Source organism: Solwaraspora sp. WMMB762, from assembly GCF_049179115.1.
In the GTDB taxonomy this organism is placed as follows: Bacteria; Actinomycetota; Actinomycetes; order Mycobacteriales; family Micromonosporaceae; genus Micromonospora_E.
Map to the genome: position 1 here is coordinate 6,506,040 of NZ_JBMHMD010000001.1, position 24,062 is coordinate 6,530,101.

The following is a 24,062-nucleotide window of genomic DNA, read 5'->3' on the forward strand; positions in this document are numbered from 1 at the left end:
CCTCGCGCTGCGTCGGGTCCCGAGCCGCTGGGAAACCGACCGGGATCAGTCGGACAGTGACCGGCGGGCGGCGGCGACGACCTCGGGGTCGGCGCAACCGGCCGCGTAGCCGGCGATGCGGCGACGGATGTCGCGGCCCAGCAGCCACACCCCGATCCGGTCGGCGATCGGGCGCAGCGGTGCCGGCCGGCAGCGGAAGCTGTACCGCCAGGTCGCCACCGTGTGACCGGGCTCGGACGCCGGGGCGAACCGCCAGCCGCCGGCGAACATTTCGAAGAACCAGGGACCACGCACCATCTTCATGCCGACGTTGGTCGGCGGAGCGTACGAGACGTACTCGCTGATCATCGTCAGGCCGTGCCGGGACCGGGTGAAGGTACGGACGCCCTTGCCGGGGCGGGTGGCCCCGTCGACGAAGTGCTGTACCCGGATGAACGGGTCCCAACGGTGCCGGACCGGCGTGGTGGTCTGGGACACCGCGAAGGCGAGATCCGGCGGTACGGGGACGGTTACCGCTGCTTCGACCACAGGCATCGGCCCATCATCCGCCACCGGCGGGCCAGGTCGGGTCGCGGTGCCGTTGCCGGCGGTCAGGGAAACCCGGTGGCACCACCGCGTCCACAACCGGCACGCTGCAGCGGTGCGGATACACGACGACCAGTTGGCCGTGCCGGTGACGACCGTCCGCGCGCTCATCGACGAGCAGTTCCCACAGTGGCGGGACCTGCCGGTGCGAGCAGCGGCCGGGCAGGGCACGGTGCATGCGATCTTCCGGATCGGGGACCGGCTGGCCGCCCGGTTCCCGCTGCGCCCCGACGAGCCCGACACGGTACGGCGGCACCTGGCCGACGAGGCGGCGGCGGCCGGGGCGGTGACCTGTGCCGGCATGACGCCTGGATGCGGACCTGCTTCGACCGCAGCGAACATCTGCTGGACGTGCCGGCGCTGCGCCGGCTGTGGGGACGGTTGCGGGAGCTGCCGCGCGAGACACCGGACGCGATGGTGCACGGCGACCTGATCCCCGGCAACGTCCTGGTCCGCGCCGGTCGGCTGGCCGGGGTGCTGGACGTAGGTGGTCTGCGGCCCGCCGATCCGGCGCTGGAGCTGGTGGCCGCCTGGCATCTGCTCGACGACCGGCCACGCTCGGTGCTGCGTGAGCGACTGATCTGCACCGAGCTGGACTGGCAGCGCGGCAAGGCGTGGGCGTTCGAGCAGTCGATGGGCGCGGTTTGGTACTACGTGGACAGCTTTCCTGCGATGAGCCGGATGGGTCGCCGGACCCTGGCCCGGATTCTGGCCGACGAGGCGTGAGCCGGGCCCGACCGTGGCGGCCGGCAGCCCGGTCAGGCAAGGTGGTGGCCGGCAGTCCGACCCGTGCCGGTCAGAACAGGGTCAGCGGCTGTGCCGGGATCGGCTCGGGCAACGGGTCGAGTTGCGGCAGTGCGGCCCGTACCTCGTCGTGGAAGCGGCGGGCCAGGGTCGGCGCGTCGGCGTTGTCCGGGGTGTGGATGAACACCGTCGGCGAGCGGCCCTGCCGCAGCCAGGACACCGATGCCTCGACCCAGTGCCGCCAGCCGGCGACGGTCTGCTCGACGTCGTCGCGGCCGAGGTAGCGCACGATCGGCCGGTCGGTCAGTGCCCGGGTGCGCAGCGGGGCGCGGGGCTTCTTGACCCAGGCGTCGCGTTCGGCGTCGCTGGTCGGCTCGGCGGCGAAGAACGTCGTGGTGTCGAACGGAACCCACTCGGCGTCGACGTCGCTCAGTACCCCTTCGAGTAGCCGGGTCGCGGCCGGATCGGTGAAGAACGCCGGGTGGCGGACCTCGACGGCGTACCGGTGGTCGCGGGGGAGTCGGCGCAGGAAGCGGGCCAGGGCGGGCACGTCGTCGGGGCCGAACGACCCCGGCAGTTGGGCCCAGATCGCATGGGTACGCGGTCCGAGGGGTGCGATCGCGTCGAGGAAGGCGTTCAGTGGCTCGTCGGCGTCGGTGAGCCGGTGTTCGTGGGTGACGGTCTTCGGCAGTTTGAGCACGAAGCGGAAGTCGGGGTCGGTCTGCGCCGCCCAGGTGGCGGCGGTCTCCCGGGTCGGGGTGGCGTAGAAGGTGGTGTTGCCTTCGACGGCGGTGCACCAGGCGGCGTAGTGGCGCAGCCGTTCGGCCGGCGGTAACGGGTGCGCGATCAGCCGCCCCTGCCAGGACTTGTGCGTCCACATCGCACAGCCAACGTGCAGCCGGGGTCTGGTCGGCGACGGGGAGGCGGTGTCGGTGTTCGGCACGGCGACAACGATAGAGCCACCCGGTTGGAGCGCTGGACTTAACGCCGTATTCATCGACCTGTCTTGATCAAGGTAATTGAGGAGCTTAGATTCGCGGTGTCGACCTGCCCGCCGTACCCCTAGGCCGGAGCACCCGACCCGGCCGCGGTGGGCAGCGACTCCAGGAGCCCTCATGGCCCGCCGTACCGTCAGTGCCCGACCCACAGTCAGTGCCCGCCCCACCATCGGTGTCCGCCGCGCCGTCAGCGCCGCCGTGGCCGCGACGATCGCCGTCATCGTCACCCTCACCCTGACCGCCGTCCCCGCCCAGGCCACCCCACCCAACATCCCGTCGTACAGCACCGCGCTCAGCCGGCTGAACTCGCTCACCGTGGCCGCCGAGTCGCACCAGTCCAGCTACAACCGGTCGCTGTTTCCGCACTGGATCACCATCACCGGCAGCTGCAACACCCGGGAGCAGGTGCTCAAGCGCGACGGCAGCAACGTCGTGGTCAACAGCAGCTGCTACCCGACCTCCGGGTCCTGGTACAGCCCGTTCGACGGAGCCACCTGGACGCAGGCGTCGGACGTCGACATCGACCACATGGTGCCGCTCGCCGAGGCGTGGCGTTCCGGTGCCTGGGCCTGGTCCACCGCCCGGCGTCAGACGTACGCCAACGACCTCGGCGGGCCGGAGCTGTGGGCGGTCACCGACAACGTCAACCAGGCCAAGGGCGACAAGGACCCGGCCGACTGGCAGCCGCCACTCGCCTCGTTCCGTTGCACCTACGCCCGGGCCTGGATCCAGGTGAAGTGGTACTACGACATGACAGTGGACAACGCGGAGAAGTCCGCCCTGTCCGGCATGCTGGCCACCTGCTGACCCGGCGGCGTACTGGCCACCCGCTGGCCTGACCGACCTGTCGGGCAACCCGGCTACCCTGCCCCGCATGAGTCTTGCGGTAACGGTCGGGATCACCACGGCACTGTCCGGCATTGACGACGAGGGGGCGGCGCGTAGCCGCGCCGCCCTCGACCAGTTGAGCGCCGCGCTGGCCGCCGAGGGCGTCAGCTGGCAGGAGCAGTACGTCGCGGCGGTGCCGTCGACCCGGCCGCACCTGCGTAGCCTGCCGACCAGCTGGCTGCACCAGCTGCGCCGGGTGCTGGCCCTGGTGGATCTGGACCGGCCGGTCACCCCGATCACCGACGCGAGTGGGCTGATCGCGGACCGGGAGCTGATCGACGATCAGGCGTCGATGCTGGAGTCGCACCTGCTGTGCCACTCCGACACCGCCGGCTACTACGTGCCGGCCGATTTCGGCGACCCGGTGTTCCTGCCGGCCGAGGCCGGGGTGGCCGGCGGCGGCATCGTCGGGTCGGGTCAGGGTCTGCTCGCCGAGTTGCGGCGCTGCGCCCCGGCGATCGGCGTCCGGCTGGACCCGGCCGGGGAGCTGCCGGACACCGAGGCGGCCCGGCTGTTCGCGGTGCCCGACGGCACCGACTTTTCCGCCGAGACGCAGGCGTGGCTCACCCTGCACGAGGCGTGCCGGGCGAGCATCTCCTGCGGCCGGGCCATCGTGTTCCACTGACTGACCCGGAATTTGACCCGACCCTGACCGTGCCGCTGGACGACCGGCTTCCGGCCGGGCGGCGCATCGCCCCCCGGCCGGCCGGTGTGCTCAGCGCAGCACGTGGGAAAGCTGTTCGATGGCGAAGTCCACGTCGGTGTCGTCGACGACCAGCGGCGGGGCCAGCCGGATCGTCGCACCGTGGGTGTCCTTGGCCAGTACGCCCCGTTCGGCGAGCCGTTCGCAGGCCTGCCGACCGGTCATCCGCCGTGGGTCCAGGTCCAGCCCGGCCCACAGCCCGCGACCGCGGACGGCGAGCAGTCGGCCGTCGGCGCGCAGCGCGTCGAGCCCGGCGTGCAGTCGGGCCCCCAGCTGGGCCGAGCGCCGCTGGTACTCGCCGGTGGCCAGCAGCCGGACCACCTCGATGGCGACCGCGCAGGCGAGGGCGTTGCCGCCGAACGTCGAGCCGTGCTCGCCGGGGCGCAGCACCCCGAGCACCGGCCGGTCGGCGACCACCGCGGACACCGGCACGATGCCGCCGCCGAGCGCCTTGCCCAGGATGTACATGTCCGGCACCACGCCCTCGTGGTCGCAGGCGAACGTCGCCCCGGTGCGGCCCAGCCCGGACTGGATCTCGTCGGCTAGCAGCAGCACGTCGTTGCGGGTGCACAGGTCCCGTACCCCGGTCAGGTAGCCGTCCGGCGGCACCACCACGCCCTGCTCGCCCTGGATCGGCTCCAGCAGCACCGCGACGCAGGTCTCGTCGATCGCGTCGGCCAGCGCGGCGAGGTCGCCGTACGGCACGATGGTGAACCCCGGGGTGTACGGCCCGAAGTCGGCGCGGGCCTCGGCGTCGGTGGAGAAGCTGACGATGGTCGTGGTCCGGCCGTGGAAGTTGCCGTCGGCCACGACGATGGTGGCCCGACCGTCCGGTACGCCCTTGACCTGGTAGCCCCACTTGCGGGCCACCTTGATCGCGGTCTCCACCGCCTCGGCGCCGGTGTTCATCGGCAGCACCATGTCCTTGCCGCACAGCTCGGCCAGCTCCCGGCAGAAGTCGGCGAACCGGTCGTGGCCGAACGCCCGGCTGGTCAGGGTGAGCCGGTCCAGCTGAGCGTGCGCGGCGGCGGTCAGGGTCGGATGCCGGTGGCCGAAGTTGAGCGCCGAGTAGCCGGCCAGGCAGTCGAGATAGCGCCGGCCGTCGACGTCGGTGACCCAGGCACCGGCGGCCTCGCTGATCACCACCGGTAGCGGGTGGTAGTTGTGCGCGGTCCAACGTTCCGCGTCCCGTACCGCCCTCGGTGTCCGCAGCATCCCGTCGACGATCATCGGCTCGACCCCCTCAGCTCCAGGGTGCAGCATTTCGGGCCGCCGCCGGCCTTGCGCAGCTCGGACAGGTCGACCCCGATCGGGTGGTAGCCGCGTTCGCGCAGCGCCGCCGCCAGCCCGTCGGCCTGTACCGGCAGCACCACGTGCCGGCCGTCGCTGACCGCGTTGAGACCGAACGCGGCGGCGTCGGCCAGGCTGGCCGTGACGGCGTCCGGGAACAGCCGGCGCAGCACCGCCTGGCTGCCGGGGGAGAACGCCTCCGGCAGGTACGCGATGGTCCGCTCGTCGATCACGGCGAGTGCCGTGTCCAGGTGGTAGAAGCACGGGTCGACCAGTTGCAGGGTGACCACCGGACGGCCGAACACCTCCTGGGCGTGGGCGTGCGCGGCGTGCGAGGTGCGGAACCCGGTGCCGGCCAGCAGGTAGTCGCCGACCACCAGGAAGTCGCCTTCGCCTTCGTTGACGTGTTTGGCCTCGTGCACCGGGAAGCCGGCCTGCTCCAGCCAGTCGCGGTAGGCGGGTGCCTCGTCGGCCCGTTGCGGCTCGCGGAACTGCACGGCCAGCGCCCGACCGTCGATGACGGTGGCGCCGTTGGCGGCGAACACCATGTCGGGCAGGCCGGGCAGCGGCTCGATCTCGTCGACCGTGTGGCCCAGTTCCAGGTACGTCCGGCGTAGCTGGTCCCATTGCGCGATCGCCAGCTCCCGGTCGACGGGGCGGGCCGGGTCCATCCACGGGTTGATCGCGTATTCCACGGCGAAGTACGTCGGCCGGCACATCAGGTACTGCCGGTGGGTGGCGTGCATCGTCATGCGACTGGCTCCTGGGGTCGAAGGCGCGCCTCGGCGGTGGCCGTGGGCTGGCGCTTGTTCTCCACGCTAAGGGCTGGGACCCGCAGAAACCATTGTCAGGAGTTGCTTGTGGCGGCGAATCGTTGCGTCATCGCCGGGTGCGACGTGCGTTTTCTTGCGTACACATGCTTTCGGGGGGCGACCACGCCGTCGCCCCCCGAAGATGCGGTGCCCGGTGAACCACCGGTCCGGTCGGCCCTCTTGCGGTGAACCACCGCTGCCAGGGCCCTGCGGGCGGTGAACCACCGTCCCGACGTCACCATTGCCCGTCAGAAGATTCCGACAAACTGTGAATCAAGCCACTGCCGTACCTGCTGCACCATGTCGGTCTCGGTGGTCAACCAGCTCAGCGCGCCGGTCAGCGCCAAGCTTCCGATGATCATCGTCCCGAGGGCGAGGACGATGCCCATCAGCGCCTCGGTCCGGCCGGCGATGTGCCGGCGGGCCGTCGCCGAGATCCCGCCGAGGCCGGTGGCGAGGGCGATCACCCCGATCGCGATGCCGTACGGTGCCAGCGGTCCGGACAGCACGAACAGCGCGCCGGTGACCCCGGTGATCAGGCTGACCGTGGCCAGCAGGCTGGCCCGGGGCCGGGGACCGGCCGGTGCCGGCGGGGGAGCCGGCCGGGGGTCGCTGCCCTCCCGGGTGGGCGGCTCGGGGCGCGGTCCCGGCGGCGTCGGCCGGGTGGCCGGGTCGGTGACCCCGGCCCGCGTGCCGGCCCGGGTCGTGTCGGCCCGGGTCGTGTCGGCACGCGTCGTGTCGGCACGCGTCCTGTCGGCACGCGTCCTGTCGGCCTCTGCGGCGTCGGCCGTGCCGGTCGCGGTCGCGGTGGTACCGCCGGTCGGTGACGGCTCGTCCGCCGGCCTCGTCGGCTCCGTGCGCCGGGACAGCGAGGGAATCCTGACCATGACAGACCTCCTTATCGGTACGCCGGGCGGCCCCGCGACTGGACGGGGCTCCGGCGGTTGTCGGCTTGCAGTACCCGGATGTCCGGTCCGCCACACCAGTCTCGGTCAAGCGGGTGGCGATACCCTCGGACCGTCAGGTTCCGATCATGGGCGGGTGTAGCGGTGACGGTGAGGCCAGCAGGACCGGAAGCGGATCATGGAACGCGCGGTCCCGACGATCCGCCGGAGCTCACGGACTACTTCCGTCAGCTGCTGTGGCAACGGCACATCGTCGGTCTCTGCCGCGCCGGGGCTGCGGCGACCCGCATCGGTGAGGCCGCCGCCGCGCGTACCGGCCGTAACCTCACCCAGTTCCTGGTGCTGGGCATGCTCGACGCCACCGGTCCCCGTTCCCAGCAGGAGCTCAGCGACGGGCTACGGACCGACCGGACTACGATGGTCGGCACGGTCGACGCGTTGGAACGCGCCGGTCTGGTCACCCGGCAGCGCAACCCGACCAATCGACGGGCGTACATCGTCACCATCAGCCCGGCCGGTCGGGCGGCCCTCGCGACGATCTCGGCCGACGCGGCGACCCTCGAGACCCGGTTCTTCGAGCGCCTCACCGCCGACGAGCGGAACCAGTTGGTCGGCCTGATCGGCAAGCTACTGATCGGTGCCGACGCCGGCCCGACGACGGGTTAGTCGGCCGCGCCCGGCCAACCGGCTGAGCCGCTTCTCCTCCCTTGCCGCCCAGCGGGCGACCCGGCGCGGGTCGAGCGGGCCGCCGTGCCCGACGTGCAGCGTCGCCGGGCCGAGGGCCAGCATCCGCCGCAGGCTGGCGAGGTTGCCGACCGGGTCATCGTGGAACGGCGGGTTGGCCGGCCGGCTGCCGAGCAGGCCCAGCATCGAGCTGGCGACCAGGTCTCCGGCGACGAGGTCGCCGTCGTCGGTCAGCACTGAGATCGAACCGGCGGTGTGGCCCGGGGTGGGCACTATCCGGCCGGCCACGCCGTAGTCGTCGAGCCGCAGTTCGCCGTCGATCAACAGGTCGGGCTCGACCGGCCGGACCGGTCGGTCGAGCACCCCGGTACGCATGATCAGCCGCCCGGTCGGTCCGGTCGGCAGATACGGCCGCCGGCTCGCGCCGGCCCGGTACTGGGCCAGGTCGGCGACGTGCCCGGCGACCGGTGCCCCGGTCAGCTGGTGCAGTCGGGCGGCGGAGCCGAAGTGGTCGGTGTGCCCGTGGGTGAGCACGATCAGCGCTACCTCGGAGGGGTCCACCCCGTGGCGGATCAGACCGGTGTGGATCTTTCCCGCGCTGCCGGGCATTCCGGCGTCGACGACCACCGGTCGGCGGCCGAGCAGGAGATAGGCGTTCACGCTCCGCTTGCCGGTGACGGGGATCGGCAGCACGGTGGTGGGGGGCACGGGACCTCCGAACGAATGAGTAGACAATCATCAGCACATCAACAGTTGGCCAACATACAATCAGCCGATCCGATCATGGTCAACCCGGCTGCGGCCGATAGGCTCTGCTGCCATGCCCGAAGGCCACACCATCCACCGGCTGGCCGCCCACCACCGCGCCGTACTCGGCGGAGCACAGGTCGTCGCGACCAGCCCGCAGGGTCGGTTCACCGCCGGCGCCGCCCGGCTCACCGGCGCCACCCTCGCCGCAACCGAGGCGTACGGCAAACACCTGCTGCACCACTACCAGGGCGGTCCGGGCGGCGGCATCCTGCACGTGCACCTGGGCCTCTACGGCACCGTCGCCGACGGGCCGGGACAGCCGCCCGCACCGGTCGGGCAGATCCGGCTGCGGCTGGTCGGCAGGCCGGCAGCGACAGCCGACGGATCGCCCGCCGACGGGCCGACCGCGACAGCCGACGCAACGGACCGCCGGCACTGGCTGGACCTGCGCGGACCGGCCGCCTGCGAACTGCTCACCGAGGCGGAGGCCGACGCCCTGCGCGACCGGCTCGGCGCCGACCCGCTGCGCGACGACGCCGACCCGGACACCGCCGGCGGACGGATCCGGCGCAGCGCCCGGCCACTCGGTGCGTTGCTGCTCGACCAGACGATCGTCGCCGGGGTCGGCCTGGTCTACGCCACCGAGGTGCTGTTCCGGGCCGGGATCGCGCCGACCACGCCGGGCCGGCGGCTGACCGCCGACCAGTGGCAGCGGATCTGGGCCGACCTGGTCACCCTGATGCGGATCGGGGTGCGCCGGGGCCGGATCGACACCGTACGCGACGAGCACCTGCCGGAGGCGATGGGCCGGGCGCCGCGCAACGACCGGCACGGTGGCGAGGTGTACGTCTACCGGCGCGCCGGCCAACCCTGCCTGTGCTGCGGCGCCACCGTGGCCGCCGGTGTGCTGGCCGCCCGGAACAGCTACTGGTGCCCGACCTGCCAACAGGGCTGACCCGCCGCCGTCACCACCACTTGCGCTTCGGCGGCCGCACCACGACCGAACCGAAGATCACGTTGCAGCCCACCTGGATGATCGGGGCGCCGGGCCGGGGCGGCGCGGTCAGCTTCGACTTCTTGTCGCCGAACACCGCCGTGCCGGTCAACCGGACGTCGACCCCCTCCGGCACGTACACGGTGACCGAGCCGAAGATGGCAGTCGCCTCGATAGTGGTCACCTGATGCTGGATCTGGGCGTCCTGCAACTCGATCTTGCAGTCGCCGAAGACCGCCCGCGCCTCCACCCGGTCCGGCACCAGCCAGTGTCCCTTGCGCACCTCGTCACCGAAGATCGCCACCATCCGCTCCACCGGGGCGGGCGGCGTCGCGCCGCCGCCCGGCACCGCCGGAAAAGCCGGACCGCGCGCCGCCAGCGCTCCCGGCCCGGCGGCGGCCGGCAACCCACCCGACGACTCGGTGGGCAGGTCGGCGGTGAGCCGGGCCAGCTCACCCCGGGTCTTGGCCTGGTGCGCCTCGGTGGCCCGGTCGGCGTACTCGTCGAGGGTCAGCCGGCCTTCCGCGGTCGCCTGGCCGAGCAGCTCCACCACCTGCTCCCGCTCGGCGTCGGAGACGCGCAGGTGATCGCCGCTGGGATGGGTCGCCGGGTCCACCCGCCAAGCCTAACGGCCACGCCCAACGGCAACGGCCACCCGCCCGGTCCGGGCCGGCGCCGGCTCACGGGGTCTCGGCGACGGCGTCGTTGGCCCGCCGGGCGGCGACCAGCACCGGATCCCAGACCGGCGAGTACGGCGGGGCGTAGCCCAGGTCGAGGGCGGTCATCTCGGCCACCGACATCCGGTTCCACACCGCGACGGACAGCACGTCGATCCGCTTCGCCGCCTCCGAGGTGCCGACGATCTGCCCACCCAGCAACTGCCCGGTGTGCTGCTCGGCGATCAGTTTTATCGTCATCGGGGCGGCGCCGGGGAAGTAGCCGGCCCGGTTGTTCGACTCCACGGTTGCGCTCACATAGGCGTACCCGGCTTTCGCCGCCTCGCGTTCGAGCAGCCCGGTGCGGGCCACCTCCAGGTCACAGACCTTGGTGATCGCGGTGCCGATCACCCCGGGGAAGGTGGCGTAGCTGCCGCCGATGTTGATCCCGGCCACCCGGCCCTGCTTGTTGGCGTGGGTGCCCAGCGGGATGTGCACCGGCTGGCCGCTTACCCGGTGGAAGGTCTCGACGCAGTCGCCGGCCGCCCACACGTCGGGCACCCCGACCACCCGCATCTGCAGATCGGTACGGACGCCGCCGGTGACGCCGATCGGCAGGCCGGCCTGCTCGGCGAGCCCGGTGTTCGGCCGTACGCCCAGACCCAGCACCACGACGTCGGCCGGCACCGCGCCGTCGTCGGTGAGCACCTCGCAGACCCGCCCGTCGCGTTCGTGCAGGCCGGTGACTGACACGCCGGTACGTACGTCGATGCCGAGCGCGACCAGCGCCGAGCGGACCAGCGCTCCCATGTCCGGGTCGACGGTGGACATCGGTTGCGGGCTGCGCTCCACCAGGGTCACCGCCAGCCCGCGCCGGATCAACGCCTCGGCCATCTCCACCCCGATGTACCCGCCGCCGACCACCACCGCCCGGCGCGGCGCCGGTTCCTGGTCGAGCCAGTCCCGCAGCGCCGCGCCGTCGTCGAGGGTCTGCACCCCGAACACGCCGGCGGCGGCGTTGCCCGCCCACGGCGGCTGCGCCGGCGCCGCTCCGGTGGCGTACACCAGGGTGTCGAACGGCTCGCGGACCTCCCGCCCGCCGTCGCCGAACGACGTGGCCACCACCTCCCGCGCGGCCAGGTCGATCCGGGTGACCTCGTGCCGGATGCGGACGTCGATGTGGTGGTCGCGGCGGAACGTCTCCGGGTCGCGGACGATCAGCTCCTGCGGGTCGTCGACCAGGCCGGAGATCCAGTACGGGATTCCGCAGGCCGAGTACGAGGTGAACCGGCCCCGCTCGAACGCGACGATGCTCAGCTCGTCGGGGCCACGCAGCTGCCGGGCCTGGGACGCGGCCGACATGCCGGCCGCGTCACCACCGATCACCACCATCCGTTGCGCCATTTCACATCTTCTCCAGTCGGGTCCGGTCGGACCAGGTCAGCGGTCCGGCGGTCGGTCCGGCGGGGGGATCGGCGGCCGGCCCGGCAGGGGGATCGGCGGCCGGCGGGGGATCGGTCACGTGCGGCGGTGCCGGGATGATCGACCGGCTGCGGGTCTGCGTGGCCAGGTAGTCCACCACGGCGCCCAGGTCGCCGCTGCCGGCGTGTACGGCCCGCTGCCGGGCCGCCCCGGTGCCCCGTGCCCGCAGCCGGCCCAGCAGCGAGTTCACCAGCGCGACGTCGCCGTGCCGGTCGAGCTCGGGGCGGACGGTGTCGACCAGCCGGCGCAGCAGATGCCAGCCGGGACGCAACGTGGGTGCCCCGGTGGTCAGGTCCACGGCCTGCCCCTCCAGCCCGTCGTGCGCGGCCCGCCAATGGGCGGCGACCAGTACATGATGCTCCACGTCGACCGGTGGCCGGTCCTGTTCCACCGCGGTGAGCGCGGTGCCGACCAGACCGCGGACCAGCGCGGCGAGCAGGATCGTGTCGTCCAGGCTCGGGCAGACGTCGCCGATGCGGACCTCGACGGTGGGGTAGTGCGCCGACAGTCGGGCGTACCAGTGGAGCATCCCTTCGTCCAGGATGAGACCGGCGGTGGTCAAGTCGTCGACCAGCGACCGGTAGTGCTCGTACGAGCGTAACCGTGGGGCCGGGGCAACCGCCGGCCAACGCTGCCACATCACCGACCGCCAACTGGCGTACCCGGTGTCGACGCCGTGGAAGAACGGCGAGTTGGCGGTCGCCGCCTGCAGCACCGGCAGCCACGGGCGGAGGTGGTTGAGCACCTGTACGCCGACCTGCTGGTCCGGGACCGCGACGTGCACGTGCAGCCCGTTGGTGCCCGGGCCGGGCAGCAGCATCCCGTACCGTTCGACGATCCGGTGGAAGCGTGGGTCGTCGACCACGTCGGGCTGCGGTCCGGCGACCGGTGCGGTGCCGACGGCGATCAGCCGGACACCGGCCCGCTCGGCGGCGTCGGCGACCCCGGCGCGCAGCGTCCCGAGAGTACGCCGCAGCGCCCGTAGGTCCAGGCCGGGTGGACTGCCGATTTCGATCTGGCTGGTCTGGAACTCCCGCTGCACCTGCCCGCGCAGCTCCGGCGGGATCTCGGCGAGCACCGCCGCGACCGCCGGTGCGGCGGCACCCGACCGGCGGTCGACGAGCAGGAACTCCTCCTCCACACCGACGGTCAGCGCGTCGGGCCGGTGCCGGGCCGGCGCGGCGGCGACAGTACTGCTGGTCATCGGGCCATCCTGCGCCTTCGGACGACCCGGCGGTACGGCTTTGCGGTGCCGCCGGCCGCGCCGGTCGGCTCAGGGTTCGCGGGTGGGCGGTCGGTTCAGCGTTCGCGGGTGGGCGGTCGGCTCAGGGTTCGCGGGTGGGCGGTCGGCTCAGCGTTCGCGCCGGGGTGGCCGGGGCAGCGGCAGGTCGTGCCGACCGGCGATCAACTCCTGGACCCGGATCTTGGCCAGGATGATCGGTTGCCGGTAGCGGCGCTCGCGGTCGGCGGACCTGGCTCGCCGCCACTCGGCCCAGCGGCTCTCGCCCCGGTAGAACCAGCGTGCCCAGGGCGCGTGCGGCCGGGCCAGCCGTAGCGCGCCGACGATCAGCAGGACCGGCAGGAACAGTCCCAGCAGCCCGGTCCAGATCTTGCCCTTGAGCAGGGTGATCGCTGCCAGCACCAGGTTGATCACGATGAGCGCGGCGCCGGCGAACTGTGCCGGGTCGGTCTCGCCGGTGAGGAATTCGTTGGCCCCCAGCGGTCGCAGGCCGAGCAGCAGCAGCCCGGAGACGGCGACCGCCACGAAAACCGCGTCGATCGAGGTGCGGCCGCGTTCCGACCAGTAGACGTCGCTCAGATGCAGCAGCAGCGCGAACTCGTCGAGCACCAGTGCCGCGCCAACGCCGAACAGCGCGGCTGCCACCGCTCGCCACAAGGTCGTCTCCACCGGGATCGCCAGCCCGGCGACCCCGGCGACCAGCATGAAGACCACCCCGAAGACGACGTGGTGGATGTGCAGGTCGCCCCGGGTGACGTTGCCGGGCCACCAGCGCACCTGGGCCCGGATCATCCGGACCGAGAAGCGGATGAACGCGAAGCCGAGGACGACGCCGACGAAGAAACAGAACAGCGGCAGCCGGCCGGTCGAGACGATGGTCTGCTCGAACCAGCCGTTCACCGGACTCCTCCATGCGACACGCGCACCCTGTCTCCTTATCCACTGCTATGCAGGGATTTACCTGACTTTACGAGCTGTCCGGCCTGGCCGGACGGTGTCTCCAAGGGTGCCGGTGGTCCGGTCGCCGCCCGCGCCGAGGCTGCCGGATGGGTTCAGAGCCAGTCTCCACTCCGGCTGTGACATCGACATCGGTTGACAAGTTCGGCCTGGAGACGTACAACTCCTGAGAGCGCTCTCCCAGTTGAGTCGAGCGATCCCCAACCGTCCCCATCAGTCCTGATGTCCCAAGACCGAAGATCGGCAACCGCACCGGAGAGAACGCTCTCAGCCGGCCGACGGCATCTGCCCTGACCCGGACCAAGAATCGGCGACCGGCCACCCCCCAGCAGCAGGCCGTGACCGGCCCACACCCCCAGCAGAGAGGCCAGTGATGAACTCACCCCCGCGACGCCCTCGTCGCCGCATCCGTACCCGGATCGTCGCCGCCGCAGCCGCGCTCACCGCGACCGCCGTCGTCACCTCGGTCACCGCGCACGCCAACGCCGCGATCCCGCCCACCCCCAGCGGCTGGGACCTGGTCTGGAGCGACGACTTCACCGGCGCCGCAAACACCCTGCCCTCGTCGGCCAACTGGATCATCGACACCGGCACCAGCTACCCCGGCGGCCCGCCGCAGTGGGGCACCGGCGAGATCCAGACCTACACCAACAGCACCGCCAACGTCCGGCACGACGGCAACGGCAACCTGCGGATCACCCCGATCCGCGACGGCGCCGGCAACTGGACCTCGGCCCGGATCGAGACGGTACGCAGCAACTTCAAGCCGCCGTCCGGTGGCGTGATGGCGATCGAAGGCCGGATCCAGGTGCCGAACGTGACCGGGGCCGCCGCCTCCGGCTACTGGCCGGCGTTCTGGGCGCTCGGCTCGCCGTACCGGGGCAACTACCAGAACTGGCCGGCGATCGGCGAGTTCGACGTGATGGAGAACGTCAACGGACTGAACAACGTGTGGGGCGTACTGCACTGCGGCGTCGCCCCGGGCGGACCGTGCGACGAGTTCAACGGCATCGGCGGATCCCGGGCCTGCCCCGGCGCCTCCTGCCAGTCGGCGTTCCACACCTACCGCTTCGAGTGGGACGCCAGCGCCAGCCCGCAGCAACTGCGCTGGTACGTCGACGGGCAGCACTACCACACGGTCACCCAGGGGCAGATTCCCGAGCCGCACTGGTCCAACATGACCACCCACGCCGGCTACTTCATCCTGCTCAACGTCGCGATGGGCGGTGCCTTCCCGAACGGGGTCGCCGGCTCCACCACGCCGACCGCGAACACCGTCTCCGGCGTACCGATGCTGGTCGACTACGTCGCGGTCTACACCCGCGGCGGGTCGAACCCGCCGCCCACCACGCCACCGCCGCCGACCACGCCGCCGCCCGGCGGTGGGGTGAACGCGTACGCCGCGATCCAGGCCGAGGCGTTCAACGCACAGAACGGGGTCGGGACCGAGGCGTGCAGTGAGGGCGGTCAGAACATCGGCTGGCTGTCCAACGGAGACTGGGCTCGCTACGACAACGTCGACTTCGGATCGACGCCGCCGCGTGACTTCGTCGCCAGGGTCGCCTCCGGCGCCGGCGCCGGGGTCAGCGGCCTGGTCCAGGTCCGCATCGGCAGTCCCACCGCCGCGCCGATCGGCAGCTTCGCCGTCGGTGACACCGGCGGCTGGCAGTCCTGGCGTACGGTGCCCGGCAACGTCTCCGGGGTGACCGGCCGGCAGACGGTCTACCTGACCTTCAGCAGCGGCCAGCCGAACGACTTCGTCAACGTCAACTGGTTCCACTTCCGCCGCTGACCCCGACGGGGAGCCCGGCCGGTCGACCCGCTTCGGTGGGGCGAGCCGGGCTCCCCTGGCCCGCGATGCGCGCGAGCGGCGAAGGGTTCAGCCTGGCGAAGCCTTCCTGCCGCTGGTAAGGAAAGTACGGGTAAGGGGCGGTACGGCTGCTGGCGTGGTCGAGCCGGGCCGTCTGTTCGGGGGTGAGCGACCAGCCGACAGCGCCGATGTTCTGCCGGAGCTGCTCCTCGTTGCGGGCGCCGATGATGACGGTGGCCACGGTGGGTCGTTGCAGCAGCCAGTTGACCGCGATCTGCGGCACCGCCCGGCCGGTCTCGCGGGACAGCTCCTCGAGCACGTCCACGACGCGGAACAGGTACTCGTCGTCGACCGGTGGACCGTAGGTGGCGGTCGCGTGCAGCCGGCTGGTGGGCGGTGGTGGTGTGTCGCGGCGGATCCGACCGGTGAGCCGTCCCCAGCCGAGCGGGCTCCACACGACGGCTCCGACGCCCTGGTCGAGGCCCAGGGGCAGGAGTTCCCACTCGTAGTCCCGACCGACGAGTGAGTAGTAGACCTGGTGTGCCACGTACCGGCGGCGGTGGTCCCGGTCGGCTGCGGCGAGGGACTTCATCAGCTGCCAGCCGGCGAAGTTGGAGACGCCGAGATAGCGGATCTTCCCGTCGCGTACCAGGTCGTCGAGGGTCGCGACGACCTCTTCGACGGGTGTCGCGGCGTCGAAGGCGTGCAGCTGGAACAGATCGATGTGGTCGGTGCCGAGTCGGCGCAGCGCCGCGTCGACCGACCGGATCAGCCGCGTGTGTGAGGTTCCGGCGTCGTTCGGTCCGTCGCCGGTCGGCAGTCCACTCTTGGTCGAGAGCAGGACTGTGTCGCGTCGGCCCTTGATCGCTTGCCCCAGCACCTGTTCGGACGCGCCGTCGGAGTACACGTCCGCGGTGTCGAACATGGTCACTCCGGCGTCGAGGCAGATGTCCACGAGGCGTCGTGCCTCGCGGGCGTCCGTGTTGCCCCAGGCACCGAAGAGCGGTCCGGAGCCGCCGAAGGTGCCGGCTCCGAAGCTGAGGGCGGGCACGGTGAGCCCGGATGCTCCGAGTCGTCGGTACTCCACGCTGTTGACCTCCATTAAAGGAACTGCAGTGCCGTTAGTGTCCGCTAGATTAGCAACCAGCCGCAGCTAAGGAAACTGGAGACCCGTTATGACCGTCGGTGCGATCCGACCCGGCGGACGGACCGCCCGGGTCCGCGCCGCCGTGCTCCGCGCCGCCGGTGACGCGCTCGTCGAGCACGGCTTCGACCGTCTCGACCTCGCCGACGTGGCGCGCCGCGCCGAGGTGGGCAAGACCACGGTCTACCGCCGCTGGGGCACGGTCACCGGCCTCGTCGCCGACCTGCTGACCGACATGGCGGAGCAGTCGCTGCCGCGGGCCGACACCGGTTCGCTGATCGAGGACCTGCGGGCCAACGCCCGGCTCGTGCAGCGCACCCTGGTCGATCCGCGGCAGGGTGCCCTCTTCCGGGCGGTCATCGTCGCCGCGACCTGCGACCCCCGCGCCGCCGAGGCGCTACACCGCTTCTACGCCGTCCGCATCGCCGAGTGGGCACCCTGCGTCGAGCAGGCCGTACGGCGGGCGGAACTGCCTCAGGGCACGGACGCCGCCGAGGTCATCCGCGCCGTCTCGGCGCCGCTGTACTACCGCCTGCTCGTCAGCGGAGACCCGGTCGACGAGGCCACGGCAGACCGGGCCGCCGAAGCGGCAGCGGCAGCCGCCCGCGCCGGCGTCTACGCGCCTGCCGGCGGTCTCGACTAGAAACAGGTCGGCGCAACCGAAATAGGCGTGACACGCCAACTGTCAACAGCCCGACGCTCGGGGTCGTAAGTGCGACATCGACGGAGTCGTCGAATTGACAGATATTTTCTCCTGGCTGGGTGCCACCAATTTCGCGTATCTTTTGCTCAGGGTTCCCTCAGAAATTCATCATGGTTTCGCGGAGTGCCGCCGCAAATAGGCATCCATGCTGGATCTAATTCCACGACGGAAGAGACCATCAATCTTCGAGGAGAACAGAATCATGACCAAGACTGCCATCGGACGTTCGGCCGCAGGCGCCGTCCACCGTCGGAGCCGTGCCACCGCGCTGCTGGCCGCGTCGTTCGCCGGCTGCCTGCTCGGCGCCGGCCTCGGCGCCGGCGCCGCGCACGCCGCACCGCTGCCCGGCTGCGGCATGGCGGCAGTGTTCGACACCGAGATCCACTGGGGTAGCAGTTCCAATCCGTGGCACGGCGACGCCGATCTGCACCTGTTGCTGGACAACCGGAAAACCATCATCGACGGCGAGACCGTCCCTGCGGGTACGCGGCTGACCTGGGCCGGCCCGGACGGCAATGCCGACATCACCTTCGGTGCGGACGGCACGTTCACCGGCAGTGCCCGGTTCCCGGGTGAGGGTGGGGTCGGCTACCGGGGCACCCTCGCGGCGTCCACCCCGGTGGCCTGCGACGAGCCGGCGACCTACGCCGCTGAGATTCACTGGGGCAGCAGTTCCAACCCGTGGCACGGCGACGCCGAGACGACGATCATGGTGAAGAACCGGCGGACCATCGTGGACGCCGAGTCGGCTTCCGCAGGCACGCAGTTGACCTGGACCGGCCCGAACGGCAATGCCGACATCACCTTCGGCGAGAACGGAATGTTCACCGGCAGTGCCCGGTTCCCGGGTGAAGGCGGAGTGGGCTACCGAGGCAGCCGCAAGGCGGTCTGTGACGTGGCGGTGTTCGACACCGAGATCCACTGGGGTAGCAGTTCCAATCCGTGGCACGGCGACGCCGATCTGCACCTGTTGCTGGACAACCGGAAAACCATCATCGACGGCGAGACCGTCCCTGTGGGTACGCGGCTGACCTGGGCCGGCCCGAATGGCAATGCCGACATCACCTTCGGCGAGAACGGAATGTTCACCGGCAGTGCCCGGTTCCCGGGTGAGGGTGGGGTCGGCTACCGGGGCACCCTCGCGGCGTCCACCCCGATGATCTGCGACGACGCAGCGGTCTTCGCGACCGAGTACCGGCTCTCCCCACTGCCGTGGACCGCGGACACCGACCTGACCGCGATGATCAGCAACCGCCGGGTCATCGTCGACGACCGGACCATCCCGGCCGACACGACCCTGGCCTGGACCGGCCCGCAGGGTGACGCCAACATTACCTTCCGGGCGGACCGCGACTTCGCCGGCACCGTCGAGTACCCGGGCACACCCATCGAACTGCGTTACCGCGGCACCGCCCGCTGACCCAACCCCGCCGGCCCCGTGGCACCCGCTGCCACGGGGCCGGCCTCGCGCCCCGTACGCCCGATCGGCTGGGATGCTTAGGGCATGCCTTCCTACCCGCCGACGTTCGCCGACCAGGTCGTCACCCAACCGCTGCGCGCTCAGTTCGAGGCGTTCCTCGACGAGCACCGCGGCGCACTCAACCGCTGTCTGGACGGGTTGACCGAGGAGCAGGCCCGCCGATCGTTGGTCGCCTCCCGGACCACGCTGCTGGGTCTGGTGAAGCACGCGACCTTCGTCGAGAAGGTCTGGTTCGACGAGGCCGTGACGTGCCGGCCGCGTACGGAGCTCGGGCTGCCCGCGACGGCGGACGAGTCGTTCGTCCTCAATGCCGACGACACGATCGCCAGTGTCCAACGCGCCCACCGCGAAGCCTGCGAAGCGTCCCGCCGGGCGGCGTCGTCCCTGGAGTTGGATGACATTCTGCACGGCAACCGGCGAGGTCCGCTTCCGCTGCGCTGGGTGTACCTGCACGTGCTGCGCGAGCTCGCCCAGCACTGTGGGCACGCGGACATCCTCCGCGAGCAGCTCGCCGACGAGTAGTACGCGCCCACCGGCCTCCGCCCTCCATCCCTTGCCAGGGTGTTTACAAAACTGTTAAGAGTCTTAATAATTGCCGCACTGGTGCTTCGAGGGAGGGATGTCGATGAAACCCGTACGGATAGTCGCCCCGGTGCTGGCTGCGGTCCTCGCCGCCGCAGGGGTGATCTGGGCGGCCGGCCCGGCCCTGGCCGCCGGTCCTACCGCGACCTTCGTGAAGACCTCCGACTGGGGCAGTGGTTGGGAGGCCAAGGTCACCATCGCCAACGGTGGCGCCACCGCCATCACCGCCTGGACCGTCGCCTTCGACCTGCCGGCCGGTACCACGGTCGGCACCTACTGGGACGCCCTGCTCAACGTCTCCGGGCAGCGGTTCACCTTCACCAACCGCAGCTGGAACGGTCACCTCGCGCCGGGCGCGTCGGTCTCGTTCGGGTTCCTCGGCAGCGGACCGGGCAGCCCGACCAACTGCACCCTCAACGGTGCGCCCTGCGGCGGCCAGCAGCCGCCGCCGACCACCGCCCCGCCCACCACGGCGCCCCCGACGACGGCTCCGCCCACCACCGCGCCCCCGCCCACGACCCCACCCCCCACCACGGCGCCGCCGACCGACGACGGGCTGCCGGAGCACTTTCTCACCGGGTACTGGCACAACTTCGACAACCCGGCCGTCGAGCTGCGGCTACGCGACGTGCCGGCCGAGTACGACCTGATCGCGGTCGCCTTCGCCGAGGCCACCAGCACCCCCGGCGCGGTCAGCTTCGGCATCGACCCGGGTCTGTCGGCCGCACTCGGCGGCTACACCGACGCACAGTTCAAGGCCGACGTAGCCACCCTGCACCAGCGCGGCAAGAAGGTGATCATCTCGATCGGCGGGGAGACCGGCCGGGTCGCGGTCAACGATCCCGCGTCCGCCACGGCGCTCGCCGACAGCCTGCACCGGCTGATCCAGGAGTACGGCTTCGACGGTGTCGACATCGACCTGGAGAACGGGCTCAACCCGACCTACATGGCGCAGGCCATGCGCGCGCTGCGCAGCCGGACCGGGCCGGGGCTGATCATCACGATGGCACCGCAGACTATCGACATGCAGTCACCGTCGGTGTCGTACTTCAAACTGGCGCTGGACATCCGCGACATCCTGACCGTGGTGCACACCCAGTTCTACAACTCGGGGTCGATGCTCGGCTGCGACCAGGCGTTCGCCTACAGCCAGGGCACAATCAACTTCATGACCGCACTGGCCTGCCTGCAACTGGAAGCGGGCCTGCGCCCTGACCAGGTGGCCCTCGGCCTGCCCGCCGGCCCGGGAGCGGCCGGCGGCGGGATCGTCGCCCCGACGATGGTCAACCAGGCACTCGACTGCCTGGCCCGGGGCACCAGCTGCGGCAGTTTCCGGCCGCCGCGCACCTACCCCGGCATCCGGGGTGCGATGACCTGGTCGATCAACTGGGACGTGACCAACGGCAACGGGTTCGCCCGTACCGTCAAGCCGCATCTGGCGACGCTGCCCTGACCAGCGGCCCGGCCACCCGCGCGGGTGGCCGGACCGGACGACCCGGCCCGGCCACCCGCCGCTACCCCTCGTCCGGGGCGAGCTGCACCCGGCGCAGCAACTGCGCGTTGAGGGCGACCACGATGGTGGACGCGGACATCAGGATCGCGCCGACCGCCGGGCTCAACGTCAGCCCGGCCCAGGCCAGCACGCCGGCGGCGAGCGGAATAGCGACGACGTTGTAGCCGGCGGCCCAGCCCAGGTTCTGCAGCATCTTGCGGTAGGAGGCCTTCGACAGCCGGATCACCCCGGTGACCCCGCGCGGGTCGGACGAGGCGAGAACGACTCCGGCGGACTCGATCGCGACGTCGGTGCCGGCCCCGATCGCGATGCCGACGTCGGCCCGGGCCAGCGCCGGGGCGTCGTTGACGCCGTCGCCGACCATCGCCACGGTCAGCCCCCGGGCCTGCAGATCCGCCACCGTCTTGTCCTTGTCGGCGGGCAGCACCTCGGCGAAGACCTCGTCCACGCCGGACCGGAAGCCGAGATCGGCAGCGACCGCCTCGGCGACCGGCCGGGCGTCACCGGTGATCATCATGATCTTGTCGATGCCTTGTCGGCGCAGTTCGGCGATCGCCTGCCGGGCCTCGGGCCGGACCTCGTCGGCCAGCCCGATCGCACCGAGCACCTCGGCGCGGCCGCCGTCGAGCCGCAGCAGATGCAGTACGGCGGCACCACGCTCCGACCAGCCTTCGCTGGTGGCGGTCAGCTCCGGCGGGACTGAGGCGTCGAGTTCGCCCAGCAGCGCCGGGCCGCCGACGGCATAGTGGGTGCCATCCACGTTTGCCTGCACGCCCCGGCCGGTCAACGACCGGAAGTCGGTCGCGGCGCTCGTCGGACCGCGTCCGGTGGCGGCGGCCACGATGGCCCGGGCCAGTGGATGCTCGCTGTCAGCTTCCACCGCAGCGGCCAGCCGCAGTACGTCGTCCTCGGTGTGCCCGGGTGCCGCCGCGACCCCGGTGACGGTGTGCGCGCCCCGGGTCAGGGTGCCGGTCTTGTCGAACAGCACCGCGTCCACGGTCCGCATCCGTTCCAGGGCCAGCCGGTTCTTGACCAGGATCCCGGCCTTGGCCGCCACGGCCGTCGACAACGCGATCACCAGGGGGATCGCCAGGCCCAGGGCGTGCGGGCAGGCGATCACCAGTACGGTGACCGTCCGTACCACGGAGTCGTCGAGGCTGCCGAACGCCCACCAGGCGGCGAAGGTCAGCACGGCGGCGGCCATCGCTACGTAGAACAGCAGGGCGGCGAACCGGTCGGCGAGCATCTGGGCCCGGCCGCTCGAGGCCTGGGCCTGTGCGACGAGGCGTTGGATGCCGGCCAGGGCGGTGTCCTCGCCGACGGCCTCGACCCGTACCCGGACAGCCGAGTCGGTCGCGACGGTGCCGGCCACCACCGGGTCACCGACGCGTCGGTGCACCGGCCGGGACTCTCCGGTGATCATCGACTCGTCCATCTCCGCTTCGCCGTCGGTGATCCGCCCGTCGGCGGGCACCCGGGCACCGGAGCGCACCAGCACCAGATCCCCGGCCCGCAGGTCGGCCACCGTGACCTGCTGGACCTGCCCGTCGTCGGCGACCCGTTCCGCGTCGTCGGGCAGCAGCGCGGCCAGCGCGGACAGCGCCCCCTGCGCCTGGCCGATCGCCTTCATCTCCTGCCAGTGGCCGAGCAGCATGATCGTCACCAGCGCCGCCAGCTCCCACCAGAAGTCCAGGTCGAAGGCGCCGAAGCTGGTGGCCAGCGAGGCCAGGTAGGCGACGGTGATGGCCATCGAGATCAGCAGCATCATGCCGGGCGCGCGGTCGCGGACCTCGTGTACCCCGCCGACCAGGAACGGCCAGCCGCCGTAGAAGAACACCACCGAGCCGAGCACCGGGCCGACCAGGGACATACCGGGAAAGTCCAGCGAGTAGCCGAACCAGTCCATCACCATGTGACTGGTGACCACGACCGGCACGGTCAGCGCGAGACTCAGCCAGAACTTGCGGCGGAACATCTCCGGGTCGTGCCCCGCGTGCTTGTCGTGGCCACCATGGCCACCGTGGCCGCTATGGCCACCGTGCTTGTCGTGGCCGGTGTGCTCGTCGTGTCGGGTTCCATCCGTTTCCACGCCGCCACAATACCCCCTAGGGGTATATCTGCAAGGGGTTTCATGAACCTAGTGGTCGGCCTGTGCCACAGCGGGTTGGACGGGAGGCCCGGCGGTGGTTACGCGTCGGCCGACACGGACGCCGCGACGATGTACGTTGATCCACCCAGTCGAGGGAACCCTCATTGTCGTCAAATCGGCCCGGAGACAACCATGTAGGTTCCCTCGATGCTCGTGGTCATCCGACGCAGACTCGTCCCCTCGCGTGGCTCCGGGGAACCCAAGGTGTCTCCTGGACGTCTACCTCGTCCTGATGGGGTCACGCTGAGTCAACTGGCCGGGCTTACCGTCACCGCCGACAGCTCGTCGGCCGAACCGCCCCTGGCGTTCAAGGCGATGGGCGGCGGCCTGCCGCGGCCCGGCGGCGGCGGCGCCGAACCTGGCCGACCACCCAGTAGACGACCAGTCCGCCGAGCAGTACGAAGACCGCCACGTCGAACCAGCGGCTGTACCGCTCGACCTGCTGCCACTGTGAGCCGAGCGCGAACCCGGCGCCGACGAACAGCGCGTTCCACACCCCGCTGCCCAGCGTGGTGAAGGCGCTGAACTGGGTCAACGGCATCCGGTCGGCACCGGCCGGCACCGAGACCAGGCTCCGCACGACCGGCACCATCCGGCCGAACAGCACCGCCCACCGCCCGTACCGGTCGAACCACCGGTCGGCCTTGTCCAGGTCCTCCAGATCAACCAGCGGCACCTTGTCCAGCCAGCGTCGCAGCCGTGCCTCGCCGATCGCCGCGCCCAGCCAGTAGAGCAGCAACGCGCCGGCCAGTGAGCCGAGCGTCGCCCCGACCCAGACCCCGACCAGGTGCACCCGGTCCTGACTGGCCAGGTAGCCGGCCATCGCCAGCACCACCTCGCTGGGGATCGGCGGGACGACGCTCTCCAGCGCCACCAGCAGGCCGACCCCGAGCTCACCCAGCCGGGCGATGACATCGGCCACCCAGCCGGTCAGCCCGCCGATCTGGTCCGGTGGGGTGTCGACGGTGACGGCCATGGCGCTCCCTGCGTCGA

24 protein-coding genes are annotated in these 24,062 nt (G+C 71.4%); 10 read left to right on the plus strand and 14 right to left on the minus strand.

The features are described from left to right. Window positions 1-45: 45 nt before the first annotated feature. Together ACN27J_RS29235 and ACN27J_RS29240 are read right to left on the minus strand one after the other, a co-directional pair. Window positions 46-534: an SRPBCC family protein gene (locus tag ACN27J_RS29235; RefSeq protein ID WP_421371171.1), complete on the minus strand. Its 489-nt coding sequence runs from the start codon at window positions 532-534 to the stop codon at window positions 46-48. A gap of 7 nt (window positions 535-541) precedes the next feature. Further along, window positions 542-841, minus strand: a complete 300-nt coding sequence (locus ACN27J_RS29240) for a hypothetical protein (RefSeq protein WP_421371173.1) — start codon at window positions 839-841, stop codon at window positions 542-544. A gap of 56 nt (window positions 842-897) precedes the next feature. On the opposite strand from ACN27J_RS29240, the gene ACN27J_RS29245 reads away from it, so the two are divergent. Further along, the gene (locus ACN27J_RS29245) at window positions 898-1,311 is read left to right on the plus strand and encodes a phosphotransferase (protein WP_421371175.1); all 414 of its coding nucleotides are present in this window, start codon (window positions 898-900) and stop codon (window positions 1,309-1,311) included. Window positions 1,312-1,381: 70 nt separating this feature from the next. Here the strand turns inward: ACN27J_RS29245 and ACN27J_RS29250 are convergent, their stop codons facing one another. After that, entirely contained in the window at window positions 1,382-2,209 is an 828-nt protein-coding gene (locus ACN27J_RS29250; protein WP_421372574.1) for a DUF72 domain-containing protein, read from the minus strand. Window positions 2,210-2,444: 235 nt separating this feature from the next. Between ACN27J_RS29250 and ACN27J_RS29255 the strand changes: the two genes are divergently transcribed. Beyond that, window positions 2,445-3,134 carry an HNH endonuclease family protein gene (locus ACN27J_RS29255; RefSeq protein ID WP_421371178.1) on the plus strand — a complete coding sequence of 230 codons (690 nt, stop codon included), beginning with the start codon at window positions 2,445-2,447 and terminating at the stop codon, window positions 3,132-3,134. A 67-nt stretch (window positions 3,135-3,201) separates the two neighbouring features. After that, window positions 3,202-3,840 (plus strand): hypothetical protein, encoded by a 639-nt coding sequence (locus tag ACN27J_RS29260; RefSeq protein WP_421371180.1) that lies wholly within the window; start codon window positions 3,202-3,204, stop codon window positions 3,838-3,840. Between the two features lie 90 nt (window positions 3,841-3,930). On the opposite strand, the gene rocD is transcribed toward ACN27J_RS29260, so the two are convergent. From rocD to ACN27J_RS29275, 3 genes are all read right to left on the minus strand, one after another. Next, window positions 3,931-5,148 (minus strand): ornithine--oxo-acid transaminase, encoded by a 1,218-nt coding sequence (gene rocD / locus ACN27J_RS29265; protein WP_421372576.1) that lies wholly within the window; start codon window positions 5,146-5,148, stop codon window positions 3,931-3,933. Next, complete coding sequence (gene ddaH / locus ACN27J_RS29270) at window positions 5,145-5,954, minus strand: dimethylargininase (protein ID WP_278174382.1); 810 nt, start codon at window positions 5,952-5,954, stop codon at window positions 5,145-5,147. The genes rocD and ddaH overlap by 4 nt, the downstream gene beginning before the upstream one ends. A gap of 314 nt (window positions 5,955-6,268) precedes the next feature. After that, window positions 6,269-6,907 (minus strand): hypothetical protein, encoded by a 639-nt coding sequence (locus ACN27J_RS29275; RefSeq protein ID WP_421371182.1) that lies wholly within the window; start codon window positions 6,905-6,907, stop codon window positions 6,269-6,271. Between the two features lie 168 nt (window positions 6,908-7,075). Between ACN27J_RS29275 and ACN27J_RS29280 the strand changes: the two genes are divergently transcribed. Then, window positions 7,076-7,591: a MarR family winged helix-turn-helix transcriptional regulator gene (locus tag ACN27J_RS29280; protein WP_421371184.1), complete on the plus strand. Its 516-nt coding sequence runs from the start codon at window positions 7,076-7,078 to the stop codon at window positions 7,589-7,591. Here the strand turns inward: ACN27J_RS29280 and ACN27J_RS29285 are convergent. Further along, window positions 7,553-8,317, minus strand: a complete 765-nt coding sequence (locus tag ACN27J_RS29285) for an MBL fold metallo-hydrolase (protein WP_421371185.1) — start codon at window positions 8,315-8,317, stop codon at window positions 7,553-7,555. The genes ACN27J_RS29280 and ACN27J_RS29285 overlap by 39 nt on opposite strands. Before the next feature lie 112 nt (window positions 8,318-8,429). On the opposite strand from ACN27J_RS29285, the gene ACN27J_RS29290 reads away from it, so the two are divergent. Continuing rightward, the gene (locus ACN27J_RS29290; RefSeq protein WP_421371187.1) at window positions 8,430-9,314 is read left to right on the plus strand and encodes an Fpg/Nei family DNA glycosylase; all 885 of its coding nucleotides are present in this window, start codon (window positions 8,430-8,432) and stop codon (window positions 9,312-9,314) included. 10 nt (window positions 9,315-9,324) lie between these two features. Here the strand turns inward: ACN27J_RS29290 and ACN27J_RS29295 are convergent, their stop codons facing one another. From ACN27J_RS29295 to ACN27J_RS29310, 4 genes are all read right to left on the minus strand, one after another. Continuing rightward, complete coding sequence (locus tag ACN27J_RS29295; protein WP_421371189.1) at window positions 9,325-9,969, minus strand: DUF1707 SHOCT-like domain-containing protein; 645 nt, start codon at window positions 9,967-9,969, stop codon at window positions 9,325-9,327. 64 nt (window positions 9,970-10,033) lie between these two features. Then, window positions 10,034-11,413 carry an FAD-dependent oxidoreductase gene (locus ACN27J_RS29300; protein ID WP_278167394.1) on the minus strand — a complete coding sequence of 460 codons (1,380 nt, stop codon included), beginning with the start codon at window positions 11,411-11,413 and terminating at the stop codon, window positions 10,034-10,036. Between the two features lies 1 nt (window position 11,414). Next, window positions 11,415-12,695, minus strand: coding sequence for a carboxylate-amine ligase (locus tag ACN27J_RS29305; RefSeq protein WP_421371190.1), 1,281 nt, complete (start codon window positions 12,693-12,695; stop codon window positions 11,415-11,417). A gap of 147 nt (window positions 12,696-12,842) precedes the next feature. After that, on the minus strand, window positions 12,843-13,631 hold the full coding sequence (locus ACN27J_RS29310) for a hypothetical protein (protein WP_421371192.1): 789 nt from the start codon (window positions 13,629-13,631) through the stop codon (window positions 12,843-12,845). A gap of 430 nt (window positions 13,632-14,061) precedes the next feature. Between ACN27J_RS29310 and ACN27J_RS29315 the strand changes: the two genes are divergently transcribed. Then, complete coding sequence (locus ACN27J_RS29315) at window positions 14,062-15,480, plus strand: carbohydrate-binding protein (protein ID WP_421371193.1); 1,419 nt, start codon at window positions 14,062-14,064, stop codon at window positions 15,478-15,480. Here the strand turns inward: ACN27J_RS29315 and ACN27J_RS29320 are convergent. After that, window positions 15,455-16,585: an aldo/keto reductase gene (locus tag ACN27J_RS29320; protein WP_421371195.1), complete on the minus strand. Its 1,131-nt coding sequence runs from the start codon at window positions 16,583-16,585 to the stop codon at window positions 15,455-15,457. The two genes, ACN27J_RS29315 and ACN27J_RS29320, sit on opposite strands and share 26 nt — an antisense overlap. A gap of 88 nt (window positions 16,586-16,673) precedes the next feature. Here ACN27J_RS29320 and ACN27J_RS29325 point away from each other — a divergent pair, with 88 nt between their 5' ends. The 4 genes from ACN27J_RS29325 to ACN27J_RS29340 all read left to right on the plus strand — a co-directional run bounded on the left by ACN27J_RS29325 (window position 16,674) and on the right by ACN27J_RS29340 (window position 20,860). Continuing rightward, the gene (locus tag ACN27J_RS29325) at window positions 16,674-17,285 is read left to right on the plus strand and encodes a TetR/AcrR family transcriptional regulator (RefSeq protein ID WP_421371196.1); all 612 of its coding nucleotides are present in this window, start codon (window positions 16,674-16,676) and stop codon (window positions 17,283-17,285) included. Window positions 17,286-17,547: 262 nt separating this feature from the next. Continuing rightward, window positions 17,548-18,765, plus strand: a complete 1,218-nt coding sequence (locus ACN27J_RS29330; RefSeq protein ID WP_421371197.1) for a hypothetical protein — start codon at window positions 17,548-17,550, stop codon at window positions 18,763-18,765. A gap of 84 nt (window positions 18,766-18,849) precedes the next feature. Further along, a complete protein-coding gene (locus ACN27J_RS29335) occupies window positions 18,850-19,347 on the plus strand; it encodes a DinB family protein (protein ID WP_421371199.1) in 498 nt (165 codons plus the stop codon). Window positions 19,348-19,450: 103 nt separating this feature from the next. Beyond that, a complete protein-coding gene (locus ACN27J_RS29340; protein WP_421371201.1) occupies window positions 19,451-20,860 on the plus strand; it encodes a chitinase in 1,410 nt (469 codons plus the stop codon). Between the two features lie 61 nt (window positions 20,861-20,921). Here ACN27J_RS29340 and ACN27J_RS29345 read toward each other — a convergent pair whose 3' ends face one another. Continuing rightward, the gene (locus ACN27J_RS29345; protein ID WP_421372579.1) at window positions 20,922-22,895 is read right to left on the minus strand and encodes a heavy metal translocating P-type ATPase; all 1,974 of its coding nucleotides are present in this window, start codon (window positions 22,893-22,895) and stop codon (window positions 20,922-20,924) included. 481 nt (window positions 22,896-23,376) lie between these two features. Beyond that, window positions 23,377-24,045, minus strand: a complete 669-nt coding sequence (locus ACN27J_RS29350; protein WP_421371203.1) for a DedA family protein — start codon at window positions 24,043-24,045, stop codon at window positions 23,377-23,379. Between the last annotated feature and the right edge of the window lie 17 nt (window positions 24,046-24,062).